This window comes from Pseudomonas sp. AO-1, from assembly GCF_019775695.1.
In the GTDB taxonomy this organism is placed as follows: Bacteria; Pseudomonadota; Gammaproteobacteria; order Pseudomonadales; family Pseudomonadaceae; genus Aquipseudomonas; species Aquipseudomonas parakoreensis.
This window is the reverse complement of record NZ_CP079947.1, coordinates 3,454,288-3,467,004: the sequence shown is the minus strand read 5'-3', so window position 1 is coordinate 3,467,004 and position 12,717 is coordinate 3,454,288. Positions and strand designations below refer to the sequence as shown.

Sequence of the window (12,717 nt, the reverse complement as noted above, 5' to 3'; positions counted from 1 at the left end):
CTTTCACTTCATCGCCTAAACCAATGAGCTGTAAGCATTTCGCTAGAACTCAGGGGCAAATAAAGACACCATAGCCGCAACAGCCTCACACACTGGAGCCCTCAGCGTGGCGCAACACACTCCCGATCTGCCTCCCGAACTCCGTCCACTGGCCGAGATGCCATGGTTCAAGCGTCTGGCCGCGCGTTTCTTCGGCCACGGCCTGACACGCTTGCGCGCTCAACACCGCGCGTCATGGTTGCACGGTCAGGCTGACGGCTTTCGCAGTGGCCATACCGCTGGCGTGGAGTACGGCTTCAAGGAGGGCAAACTCGAAGGCCTGGAGGAAGGCCGGCAAGTGCTGTTGATTCGTGACAGTCGCAGCACCGAACATCGTCCGCCGAGCGTGGACAATCACTTGTTCGACGACTGGCGCCTGCCCCTCAGTGCCGAGCTGAAGAAGCGCATGAAGGCCGATGTGGCGCGCTTGCTGCCCGAACATGCTCAGCCAAGCGCCGCGCAATGGAAGATGATTTTCAGTGATACGCCCTCGACCTCGGTGATTGCCGGTGCCGGAGCGGGCAAGTCGACGACGCTGGTGCTGAGGATTCTGTTGCTCACTCACTACCTGGGCTTTGAACTTGATTCGATGACCGTGGTGACCTTCACCCGCGAGTCGCGCAAGGATTTCATCAACAAACTGATCGAGCTGTTTGCACTCTGGGGCTTGGCCCTGAGCCTGAAACAGGCGCGGGAACTGGTGCGCACCTTTCACTCGCGGATTCTGCCGATGGTACGCAGTCTGCCGGGATTTGAGCGCTTGCAGGCGTTCGAGAACCTCAGCGACCGAATTCAGGGTGCTGACGAAGAGGTCGACAGCAATCCGTTCGATTTGCGGATCAACGACGCTCAGCGCCGCCAGCTCAATGCCTGTTACCACCGGTTGTTCACGGAAGACGAGCGTTTCCGTCAGCTCATTCAGCCGTTGGCCAAGGCGGGTTTGCAGCTCAAGGAGCTGGAACGCGATCACCCGGACGTGCAAAAGCGCATGGCGGTGACGGAGTTGGCGGCCAAGCGCGATGAAGAGCTGTGCGATGCCATCGAAGACTTATGGTTTCGCGCAGGTGCCTGGCCGATCAAAGGCATCGAGCCCAGCCGGCAAACGTTCGAGATCAACGGTTCGACCTTTCACTGCCATGGCTACATTCCCAGTCTCGATGCCTGGGTGATGCTCGGGTTTGATCCTCGGGAAAACCCGCAGATCTGCCGACCCAACGCCAGGCTCGGGGTGCGCGCCGAGTGGGCAGTAAAGCGCACCCTGTTTCAAGCTTTCTGCCGTAAGCCATTGATTTGGATGGATAGTTACGAGGCGTCGAAGGGGGTGTTGTCGACGTTGGCGGGCGACGCGAGCGCCGGTCCAGGCTTCGACTACAAGGTCAAAGGAGAGCTGGTTTCAGCGCCGCTGCTGGACTGTTTTGTCGCGGCGGCCGGCTTTATCGAAAACCTCGGGCTGGACGTGCCGGACGCTGTCGGCCGGATGAGTTTTGCCAAGGACGATCCGGATCGGTTCTTCTTTGAGGCGCTGAGCCTGTTCTGGCGTGCCCTGGAAGATCATTTGCTCGATCAGAAACCGCCGGTGATGACCTATAACCGGATGTTTGCGCTGTTCAGCGAACATTCGCCAGAGAACCTCAAACTGCTCAGTGACGAGCTGCTGCGCCCCATGTCGCACTTGATGATTGACGAGTTTCAGGACGTTTCGCCGCAAATCGTCTCCTGGATCCGTGCCAGTCTGGCGGAAATCCGCAGTCGTGGCCCGGCGATGCATGTTGGGCGAGGCGCGCAGCGTTCGTCGTTGCTGTGTGTGGGCGATGACTGGCAGTCGATCTACGGCTGGCGTGGCAGTTCACCGAGTTATTTCATGGAATTCAACAAGGAATTCCCTTCACCGGGCACTACACGGGTGATGCTCAGCGACAATTACCGCAGTCATCAACACATCATCGATGCCGCTGAACACATCGTCCGCGCAGCGCCGGCAATCCCGGGCAAAAAAGCCAAAGCCAGCGGCGCCCCCAAGGCCTTGCAGCCGGTGAGCGTGCTGGAACGCGATGATCAGGCTTTGGGGCTGCGCCTGGCCGAACACTACAATCGCGGCGACTCAATCTTGATGCTGTATCGAAAAAGCAGTGATAAGTCATTGATTGAACAGCATATTCAGTCTGTAGTTAATGTTGATTCGAGCTTGCCGTATGAAGCGCGACGCCTGAAACAACTGACTTACCACAGTGCCAAGGGACTGCAGGCCGATGCGGTGTTTCTGCTGGGTGACTGCCAGCACCTGACCAGTTCTCCGTTCAAGAACCAGGTGTATCGCATGGCTGGCCTGGGCAAGGCTGGCGACAGTGAGCCCTATGACACGGCGCAGAAGGACGAGATATTGCGGCTGGCCTACGTCGGCATCACCCGGGCGGTCAGCCATTGCTATTGGTACGTCGAACCGCAGGACGCTCAGTCAGTCAATATGCCGAGAGCGTCTGACCGGGTGGCCCAAGACAAGGCATTCTTCGTCGATCAGCGGAAGCAGCCGCAAACCGCGTGATGCACGCCCGCGCACAAAAAAGCCCGCCGGAATTGGCGGGCTTTTTCATTAAAAACAAAAGGTTAAGCGTAACTCTTGAGAGATTCCGGAGGAATGAAAGTCTCCAGTTCGTCTTCCACGGCTTCGATGATTCGTTCGACATCGGCCGCGTTCATCACCGTGGCGCAGGGAATGCCGGCGATGGCGATCATGGTTTCACCGCTGGCACGATCGAACAGGCGGGCAATCATGCTGCCCGGCGCATCCATCGTCGCTTCAAAACCCATTGGATGAAAATGCCAGCGCATCAACTGGCACGCGTTGGGGAAAGTGACTTTACTGGAACCTCTATTCATGTGTTGCCCGCCTTCTTCATCGAGCGATTCCTTTTGCTCATGTTAGGTGGGAAGAGCCTTCATTGGCTCAACCGATCAGTGACATTAAAAGTAGCATCCGCATGTGAATTTTCCGTGAGCTTTTTCAGTTCATTTTGCGATTGCTGCGCATTTTTTGATGTAAGTCACGCCTCCATCACTCATCGCCAAAAGGCCACTACGGTTTACTGATTGATCGTCTGGATGAAGTTGGGCAAGCTCGGTGCTTTTGCGCAGAGCCCTTTATGCATGTCGACGACGACGGCCCAGAACAGACCCCGGCCACGGCCGCTACGGTCATGCGCTATCACTTGAGCTGGAAACATCGCGACCTGGACAGCGTCATGGCGCTGTACCACCCGGACGTTCAGTACAACGATTTCTTTCAGAACCGGGTGCTCGGTTTTGATGAGTTACGTGAGTACGTGCGTGTCAGCATGCCGCGAGAATCCGACGAAGCGCTGGAGCATTGCGACCGGATCCGCGTGGATGGCAACACTGCCTACATTCAGTACGAAGTGACCTTGCGCGGTGGCGACGGACTGGTGTCGTTCCGTTCCAGTGAAGCGATCACGGTGAAGGACGGCCTGATCTGGCGGGTCAACGAATACGCCTCGCTGGTTCGCACGCCAACCAGTGGCGCCGTCGCTCCCAGCCAGCGTCCGGCGGTGAGTCGACTGGGCCTGTCACCGCGCCAGATCAGTTTCATGGCCGAAGACCTGCAGCAATATTTCGAACGGCAACAGCCTTACCTCGATCCCGAGCTGGATCTGCAACGGGTGGCGAAGGAGTGCGGGTACAGCCGCAATCAGATTTCCTACCTGCTCAATCAGGTGCTGGGGCAGAGCTTCTATCGATACGTCAACCAGGCGCGCCTGCAGCACTTGCTCAAGTCACTGGATCACGCCACGCCACCGCTGCGTATCGATGAACTGGCATTTGCTGCCGGTTTCAACTCGCTGTCGGCGTTCTACAGTTGCTTTCGCCAGCACACTGGCCAGTCGCCGAAGGCCTACGCCAAACAAATTTCTTTGCGGACACGCGCGCAAGACAGCCGTTGAAGACTCGCACTAGGATCGACGCCATCGAAGGTTTTCAGTGGCGGAGTCTTGCATGCCGGCGTGGCGCACTATCAGTTTGTGGATGGATCAACTCGACGAGCCGCTGATCGCGCGGCCGGCGCTGGAACAGGATCTGGATGTCGACGTGGCCATCATTGGCGCTGGTTACACCGGGCTGTGGACCGCGTACTACCTGAAAAAACTCGCGCCGGGTCTGGATATCGCCATCATCGAGGCGCAAACCGCCGGTTTCGGTGCGTCCGGGCGCAATGGTGGCTGGCTGATGGGCAATCTGCTGGGCGAGGATCGACTGCTCGCCGGCCTCTCGCCACAACAACGCCGCGCCTCTTTTGATCTGCTGCACAGCATCCCCGATGAAGTGGAAGTTGTCCTCGAACGTGAGGGTATCGACTGCGATTATCGCAAGGGCGGGGTGCTGTACTGCGCCGCTCGCTACCCGGAACAGGAAGCCAGCCTGCGCGAATACCTCGACAAACTGCACGCCCAAGGCCTGACCGACAACGATTACCGCTGGCTGAGCCCCGAACAACTGGCGCAACAGATTCGCGTGGCAAAACCCTACGGCGGCATCTATGCGCCGCACGTGGCGACGATTCACCCGGCGAAGCTGGTGCGCGGTCTGGCGCGTACCGTGCAGAACATGGGCGTGAAGATCTACGAAAACAGCCCGGTCACGCACTGGCAGTCCGGTAGTTTGCGCACGGCCAGGGCCAGTGTGCGCAGCCGCTGGATCGTGCCGGCCGTTGAAGGCTATTCGGTGACGCTGCCGCCGCTGGGCCGCTATCAGTTGCCGGTGCAAAGTCTGATTGTCGCCACCGAACCGCTGTCGGCTGCGACCTGGGACGAAATCGGCCTCAATCGTGGCCAGGCGTTCAGCGAGTTCAGCCGTCAGGTCACTTATGGCCAGCGCAGTGCAGATAACCGTCTGATCTTCGGCGCTCGCGGCGGCTACCAGTTCGCCGGCAAGCTGCGCCACAACTTCGATCTGACCCGCGATGAAGTCGAACTGCGGCGCTATCTGTTCGGCGAGCTGTTCCCGCAACTGAAAAACGTGCAAATCACCCACGCCTGGGGCGGCAACCTCGGCATGTCACGGCACTTCAAGCCGCACATGCTCTGCGATCGCGCCAATGGCATCGCGCTGTCCGGCGGTTATGGCGGGGAGGGCGTGGGTGCCAGCAATCTTGGCGGCCGCACCCTGGCCGATCTGATTCTTGAGCGCGATACCGAACTGGTGCATCAGCCGTGGGTGCTGCCGGACGGCGGGATCCATGCGCTGCGCGCCTGGGAGCCGGAACCGTGCCGCTGGCTCGGTTACAACGCGATCATCAAAAGTTTTGTCCACGAAGACCAGACCCTGGCCAATCCGGCCACCGCACCGTGGCGGCGCAAGCTCGCCAGTCAGGTCGCGGGCTTCATGGAAGGTTTCATGCACTAACCGCCGTTTTCTTCACAAGACAGGTCCCGCCATGAGTATTACGCAGTTCAAGAACGCCGCCAGCCTGCAACTGGACGAATCCAACCCGGTCGCCGTGCCGATCGGCGAGCCGGTCGCGATGGCCTCAACCACCAGCGTCGAGCGCGACGACGGCGTCGAAACCGGCGTCTGGGAATGCACCCCGGGGCGCTGGCGCCGGCAGATTACCGCGCAAGAGTTCTGCCATTTCATCTCCGGGCGTTGCACGTTTACCCCGGACAGCGGCGGTGAAACCCTGCACATACAAGGTGGCGACGCACTGATGTTGCCGGCCAACACGCTCGGCATCTGGGATATCCAGGAGACGGTGCGCAAGACCTACGTCCTTATTTTCTGATTGTTTGATCCTTTGATTGCCTGCCAACAAAAATAGCCACCACAGGAATCACCTCATGATCCAGAAAACCCTCGCTCTGGCGCCGCTGCTGCTGGCTGCCTCCATTAGCCATGCCGCCGAAACGGTGAAGATTTACAACTGGTCCGACTACATCGCGCCGGACACCACGAAAAACTTTCAGAAAGACACCGGCATTGGCGTCACCTACGACGTCTATGACAGCAACGAAACCCTCGACGGCAAGTTGATGACCGGCAAATCCGGGTATGACGTGGTGTTCCCGTCCAACCACTTCATGGCGCGGCAGATCCAGGGCGGGGCGCTGAAGAAGCTCGACAAGAGCCAGTTGCCGAACTGGAAGAACCTCAACCCGGTGTTGCTCAAGGCCTTGCAGGTCAATGACCCGAACAACGAGCACGGCTTTCCGTACCTGTGGGGCAGCACCGGCATCGGCTACAACGTCGCCAAGGTCAAAGCGGTACTGGGCGACAACGCGCCGGTGGATTCCTGGGACCTGATCTTCAAACCCGAGTACATGGAAAAGCTGCAGAAGTGCGGTGTAGCGATCCTCGACAACGGTCCGGAATTGTTGCCGGCGGCACTCAACTACCTGGGCTTGCCACCGCATAGCAAGAACCCCGAGGACTACAAGAAAGCCGAAGCACTGCTGATGAAAGTACGGCCGTATGTCAGCTACTTCCATTCCTCGAAGTACACCAGCGACCTGGCCAATGGCGATATCTGCGTGGCGGTCGGTTTCTCCGGCGACATCCTGCAAGCGGAAAACCGCGCCAAAGAAGCGAAGAACGGCATCGACATTGGTTACGCGATTCCCAAGGAGGGCGCGGCAATCTGGTTCGACATGGTCGCCATGCCCGCCGATGCGCCGGATGAGAAGGCCGGGTACGCGTTCATGAACTACCTGCTGCGCCCGGACGTGATGGCCAGCATCAGCAATTACGTGCACTACGCCAATGGCAACCAACAGGCCGACGGCCTGATCGACCCGGCCATCAAAAGTGACACCAAGGTCTATCCGAGCCCGGAGATGATGGGCAAGCTGTTTGCGCTGGAAGCCATGCCGCTGAACATCGACCGGATCCGCACCCGTGTCTGGAACAAAATCCGTACCGGTAGCTGAGCCAACCCCAAATCCTGTAGGAGCTGCCGCAGGCTGCGATCTTTGATCTTGAATCGAAAGATCGCAGCCTGCGGCAGCTCCTACAGAAAATCGCGTTAATTTAGTTGATATCAATACACTGGCATCGCACTAATAGAGTGCAGGAAAGTGAGACGCGTCTAACAAAAAACAACTTACCAATATTTAATATTTAAATAGAAAATCGTCAGACAATTGGAGGCGGTGAAACCGGGTAAAACAATCTTTCGACCCCGCAGGCTTTGTTTACGGTAGTTTTGCGCAACAGTGCAATTTGATCTCAAAAAAAGGCTAGACGTATGATTTCAAATTGTGTCAGGTTCGTTACGCCTTCATTGGGCGAGTGATAGGACGATCTCGCCAGGGATCGTCGCTATCTGACAAAAACTGTTCCATTGCTAAACAAGGAAGTGTGTTTATGTCGAAAGTAAAAGCTAACGCTATTGATATCACCGCAGACACATTCGTGCCTGTGGGCGCAGTGCAGTCTCTGGCGGCAACCAGTTCCGCCTGGAATCAGATCAATAGCTTCAGCCATCAATACGATCGTGGCGGCAACCTCACGGTCAATGGCAAGCCCTCCTTCTCGGTGGATCAAGCCGCCACCCAACTGCTGCGAGACGGTGCTTCCTGGCACGACCTCGACAACAGCGGCAAGATCGAACTGACCTACACCTTTCTGACCGCCAAAACCGCTAACTTCAGCGGCCTGGGCGTCACCGGTTTCAGTCAGTTCAGTGCCCTGCAGAAGGCCCAGGCCGTGCTCGCCATGCAATCCTGGGCGGATGTCGCCAACGTGACGTTCACCGAAGCTTCCCGTGGTGGCGACGGTCACATGACCTTCGGCAACTACAGCGGCGGCCAGGAAGGCGCGGCGGCGTTTGCGTTCCTGCCAGGCACCGAGCCAGGTTATGACGGTCAGTCCTGGTATCTGACCGGCAGTGGCTACGACGTCAACAAAACCCCGGGTCTGAACAATTACGGGCGTCAGACCCTGACGCACGAAATCGGCCACACCCTGGGCCTGTCTCACCCTGGCGACTACAACGCCGGCGAAGGCAATCCGACTTACAAGGATGCTTCCTACGGGCAAGACACCCGCGGTTATAGCCTCATGAGTTACTGGAGTGAAAGCAACACCGCCCAGAACTTCAGCAAGGGCGGTGTGGAAGCCTATGCCTCCGGCCCGCTGATGGACGACATTGCAGCAATCCAGAAACTGTACGGCGCCAACCTGACCACCCGTACCGGTGACACCACCTACGGCTTCAACTCCAACGCCGGTCGCGATTTCCTCAGCGCCTCGTCGTCGAGCGACAAGCTGGTGTTCTCGGTGTGGGATGCGGGCGGCAAGGACACCTTCGACTTCTCGGGTTTCACCCAGAACCAGAAGATCAACCTCAATGAAGCCTCGTTCTCTGACGTGGGCGGCATGATCGGTAACGTATCCATCGCCAAGGGCGTGACCATCGAGAACGCCATTGGCGGTTCGGGCAACGACCTGCTGATCGGTAACAGTGCGTCCAACGAGCTGAAGGGCGGTGCCGGCAACGACATCATTTACGGCGCCGGTGGTGCGGACAAACTGTGGGGCGGTTCGGGTTCGGACACTTTCGTGTTTGCCTCCAGCTCCGACTCCAAGCCGGGTGCAATCGATCAGATCCTCGATTTCGTCAGCGGTCTGGACAAAATCGACCTGAGCGCCATCACCAACGGGTCCGGCCTGCACTTTGTCAGCAGCTTCACTGGTTCGGCCGGCGACGCGATCCTGACCTCGTCGGGCGGCAACAGCCTGTTGTCGGTGGACTTCTCCGGGCACGGCGTGGCGGACTTCCAGGTCAGCACCGTTGGCCAGGCAGCAACCAGCGACATCGTGGCGTGATGTAACGGGAAAGCGGCGCTTCATGCGTCGCTTTCTTTGCTTGCATCGTGTTGATTGCTGGGCAAGGCTAGGTGCCGGAGCGAATTTTCTGATGATCCGTAAAGTTTTTACCTACAAGGGAATGGCGTGGCTTTCGGCGGCGCTGATCATGATTTCTGGAGAAGCAACCATGGCAAGCAGCCTCAGACTGGAAGACCCCTCCGTGTTCGCCGGGCAGTGGCAGGCGATTCTGACTGCACCCGATGACGCCCCAGAGGCGCAGGCATTGCAGGATAAACCCTCGAACACCTGTCTGATCGATCTGGAACCCAACCAGACACTGGGCAAGGGCGCCGAATGCCTGGGGGCATGGCTTGAGCAAGCGCCAGTCGGCTGGTTTCCTGATCCGGACGGCTTGTCGATTACCGGCAAGGAAGGTTCAAGAATCCAGTTCTTCAGCCGACAACGTGATGGGCTTTATCTGAGCACTTTGAAGTCGGGGCTGGTGATTACGCTGACGCGCCATACACCGCAGCCGTGAACAACGGCACCGACTGAGCGGTTGACTATAAGGTTTGATGTTGCAGTTATAAGCAACAGCTCAATGCAACGACTGGCGTTGAACTGTTGAAAGTTGTTATTGAAGTGTAAATGCAAGTTGAAAGAACCCGTCCGGTCTGTGCACGGATAATTAATAGAAGCGTCTCGCCAAAGAATGGCGGGGATTACATTCAGGAATAATCAATGAAGATGGCGAAGGCCCCAGCCACCGCTCCCTTATTCAAGGCTTTGGGTGACTATAAAAGCATACTGATCAGCGTGGGGTGCTTTACCGCACTGATTAACGTGCTGATGCTGGTGCCCTCCATTTATATGCTGCAGGTCTACGACCGCGTGCTGTCTTCGCAGAACGAAACCACCCTGGCGATGCTGTCCTTGATGGTGGTCGGCTTCTTTGCCTTCATCGGCATGCTGGAAGTGGTGCGCAGCTTCATCGTGATCCGCATCGGCAGCCAGCTGGAGCGCCGCTTCAACCTGCGGGTGTATCAGGCGGCGTTCGAACGCAACCTGTTCAAGGGCGAGGGCAACGCCGGGCAATCGCTGGGCGACCTGACCCACATTCGCCAATTTGTCACCGGGCCAGCCCTGTTCGCGTTTTTCGACGCGCCGTGGTTCCCGGTCTACCTGTTCGTGATTTACCTGTTCAACGTCTGGCTCGGGGTCCTCGCCACGGCGGGTGCGCTGCTGCTGATCGCGCTGGCGTGCCTCAACGAATACATGACCAAGAAGCCGCTGGGCGAAGCCGCCGGTTACTCGCAGAAGTCCAGCCAACTGGCGACCAGCCACCTGCACAACGCGGAAACCATTCAGGCCATGGGCATGCTCGGTGCGTTGCGCAAGCGCTGGTTCGGCGTGCATTCGCGCTTCCTCGGTCTGCAGAACCAGGCCAGCGACACCGGTGCGGTGATCAGCTCGATCAGTAAAACCCTGCGTCTGTGCCTGCAATCGCTGGTGCTGGGGCTCGGCGCATTGCTGGTGATCAAGGGCGACATGACGGCCGGGATGATGATCGCCGGTTCGATTCTGATGGGCCGGGTGTTGAGCCCGATCGATCAGTTGATCGCCGTCTGGAAACAGTGGAGCGGGGCGAAGCTCGCCTACCGCCGTCTGGATGCGTTGCTGCAGGCGTTCCCGCCGAGCGACGAGGCCATGGCGTTGCCTGCGCCAAAAGGCCAGATTGCCTTTGAGCAAGTCAGTGCCGGCCCGCCGGGGCAGCGCGCGGCGACCCTGCATATGGTCAACTTCGCGATTGGCGCGGGCGAAGTGCTGGGCGTGCTCGGTGCTTCCGGGTCCGGCAAGTCGACCCTGGCCCGAGTGCTGGTCGGCGTGTGGCCGACCCTGGGTGGCACCGTGCGCCTGGACGGTGCCGACATCCATCGCTGGAACCGCGATGAGCTCGGCCCCTATATCGGCTACCTGCCACAGGACATCGAACTGTTCAGCGGCAGCATCGCCGAAAACATTGCCCGGTTCAGTGAAGCCAACCCGGAAAAGGTCGTGGCCGCCGCGCAACAGGCTGGCGTACACGAGATGATTCTGCGGATGCCGCAAGGTTATGACACACAGTTGGGCGAGGACGGCAGCGGTCTGTCCGGCGGCCAGAAGCAGCGCGTCGCATTGGCGCGCGCCCTGTATGGCGACCCGAGCCTGGTGGTGCTGGATGAGCCGAACTCCAATCTCGACACCGTCGGTGAGGCCGCGCTGGCCAGCGCCATCGCCCAGCTCAAGGCCAAGGGCACTACCGTGGTGCTGGTCACACACCGCTCTTCGGTCCTGGCCCAGGCCGACAAGTTGCTGGTGCTCAACGACGGTCGTCTGCAGGCATTCGGCAACAGTCAGGATGTACTCAAGGCGCTGTCCGGCGCTCAGGAACAATCACGGGAAAAATCTGCGCAGGCACCGGGCGGGCTCAGCATGAGCCGGCAGTACCAGCCCACGACAAGGAATTCGGGTGTATGAGCAGCGCCAGCATGAACACTGAAAACGAAGCCTCCATGGAACACGCATACGTCACCGAGCGCCCGGAGCGCGATGCGAAATTCTTCGCGCGCATGGGCTGGATTCTGGCCATCGTCGGCGCCGGCAGTTTCTTCACCTGGGCCGCACTGGCGCCGCTGGATCAAGGCATTCCGGTGCAGGGCACCGTGGTGGTGTCGGGCAAGCGCAAAGCCGTGCAGTCAATGAGTGCCGGCGTGGTCAGCCGGATTCTGGTGCGCGAAGGCGAGATCGTGAAACAGGGCCAGCCACTGTTCCGCCTCGACCAGACCCAGGTCGCGGCCGACGTGCAGTCGCTGCAAGCCCAGTACCGCATGGCGTGGGCCAGCCTCGCGCGCTGGCAGGCCGAGCGCGATAACCTCAAGCAGGTGACCTTTCCGGCAGAGTTGAGCAATGATCCGGATCCGCGTCTGGCGCTGGTCCTTGAAGGCCAGCGTCAACTGTTCAGCAGCCGCCGTGAAGCGTTTTACCGCGAGCAGGCCGGTCTGCGCGCCAGCATCGAAGGTGCCACCGCGCAACTGGCGGGCATGCGTCGCGCCCGCACCGACCTCAACGCCCAGGCCGATTCGCTGCAGCAACAACTGAGCAACCTGCAGCCGCTGGCGGACAACGGCTACATCCCGCGCAACCGCTTGATGGAGTACCAGCGGCAGCTGTCGCAAGTGCAGCAGCAACTGGCGGAAAACACCGGTGAAAGCGGCCGGGTGGAGCAGGGCATCCTCGAATCGCGCCTGAAGCTGCAACAGCATGGCGAGGAATATCAGAAGGAAGTGCGCACGCAACTGGCCGACGCGCAGCTCAAAAGCGTGACCCTGTCCGAGCAACTGACTTCGGCCGGTTTCGACCTGCAGCACAGCGAGATCCTCGCCACTGCCGACGGCGTGGCGGTCAACCTCGGCGTACACACCGAAGGCGCCGTGGTGCGTCAGGGCGAAACCCTGCTGGAGATCGTCCCGCAAGGCACCACCCTGGAAGTCGAAGGGCACTTGCCGATCAACTTGATCGACAAGGTCGGCACGCATCTGCCGGTCGATATCCTGTTTACCGCGTTCAACCAGAGCAAGACCCCGCGCGTGCCGGGTGAGGTCAGCCTGATTTCCGCCGACCAGATGGTCGATGAGAAAACCGGCGTGCCGTACTACGTGTTGCGCAGCAGCGTCAGTGATCAGGCGATGGAAAAACTCCACGGCCTGGTGATCAAGCCCGGTATGCCGGCGGAAATGTTCGTGCGCACGGGCGAACGTTCACTGCTCAACTACCTGTTCAAACCATTGCTCGATCGCGCTGGCTCTGCGTTGACTGAAGAATAAG

General features: G+C 59.2%; 10 protein-coding genes. 9 read left to right on the top strand and 1 reads right to left on the bottom strand.

Features of this window, described 5'->3' with window-relative positions; genetic code table 11:
- Nucleotides 1–106 precede the first annotated feature (106 nt).
- Entirely contained in the window at nt 107–2,581 is a 2,475-nt protein-coding gene (locus tag KVQ82_RS15785) for a UvrD-helicase domain-containing protein (protein ID WP_222014400.1), read from the top strand.
- Nucleotides 2,582–2,643: 62 nt separating this feature from the next.
- Here KVQ82_RS15785 and KVQ82_RS15780 read toward each other — a convergent pair whose 3' ends face one another.
- Nucleotides 2,644–2,916: a DUF1652 domain-containing protein gene (locus tag KVQ82_RS15780; protein ID WP_222014398.1), complete on the bottom strand. Its 273-nt coding sequence runs from the start codon at nt 2,914–2,916 to the stop codon at nt 2,644–2,646.
- A gap of 263 nt (nt 2,917–3,179) precedes the next feature.
- Here KVQ82_RS15780 and KVQ82_RS15775 point away from each other — a divergent pair, with 263 nt between their 5' ends.
- The 8 genes from KVQ82_RS15775 (at nt 3,180) to KVQ82_RS15740 (ending at nt 12,716) form a co-directional block, all read left to right on the top strand.
- Complete coding sequence (locus KVQ82_RS15775; RefSeq protein ID WP_222014396.1) at nt 3,180–3,995, top strand: AraC family transcriptional regulator; 816 nt, start codon at nt 3,180–3,182, stop codon at nt 3,993–3,995.
- Between the two features lie 52 nt (nt 3,996–4,047).
- The gene (locus KVQ82_RS15770) at nt 4,048–5,454 is read left to right on the top strand and encodes an FAD-binding oxidoreductase (RefSeq protein WP_047294559.1); all 1,407 of its coding nucleotides are present in this window, start codon (nt 4,048–4,050) and stop codon (nt 5,452–5,454) included.
- A 31-nt stretch (nt 5,455–5,485) separates the two neighbouring features.
- The gene (locus KVQ82_RS15765; RefSeq protein WP_222014394.1) at nt 5,486–5,830 is read left to right on the top strand and encodes a cupin domain-containing protein; all 345 of its coding nucleotides are present in this window, start codon (nt 5,486–5,488) and stop codon (nt 5,828–5,830) included.
- Nucleotides 5,831–5,885: 55 nt separating this feature from the next.
- Nucleotides 5,886–6,971 (top strand): polyamine ABC transporter substrate-binding protein, encoded by a 1,086-nt coding sequence (locus KVQ82_RS15760; protein WP_047294555.1) that lies wholly within the window; start codon nt 5,886–5,888, stop codon nt 6,969–6,971.
- Nucleotides 6,972–7,407: 436 nt separating this feature from the next.
- Nucleotides 7,408–8,871: a serralysin family metalloprotease gene (locus KVQ82_RS15755; protein ID WP_145598185.1), complete on the top strand. Its 1,464-nt coding sequence runs from the start codon at nt 7,408–7,410 to the stop codon at nt 8,869–8,871.
- A 91-nt stretch (nt 8,872–8,962) separates the two neighbouring features.
- Nucleotides 8,963–9,391 (top strand): AprI/Inh family metalloprotease inhibitor, encoded by a 429-nt coding sequence (locus KVQ82_RS15750; RefSeq protein WP_198758677.1) that lies wholly within the window; start codon nt 8,963–8,965, stop codon nt 9,389–9,391.
- Nucleotides 9,392–9,594: 203 nt separating this feature from the next.
- Entirely contained in the window at nt 9,595–11,370 is a 1,776-nt protein-coding gene (locus KVQ82_RS15745) for a type I secretion system permease/ATPase (RefSeq protein ID WP_047294551.1), read from the top strand.
- The gene (locus KVQ82_RS15740) at nt 11,367–12,716 is read left to right on the top strand and encodes an HlyD family type I secretion periplasmic adaptor subunit (RefSeq protein WP_007963525.1); all 1,350 of its coding nucleotides are present in this window, start codon (nt 11,367–11,369) and stop codon (nt 12,714–12,716) included. Before KVQ82_RS15745 ends, KVQ82_RS15740 begins: the two co-directional genes overlap by 4 nt.
- Nucleotide 12,717 lies beyond the last annotated feature (1 nt).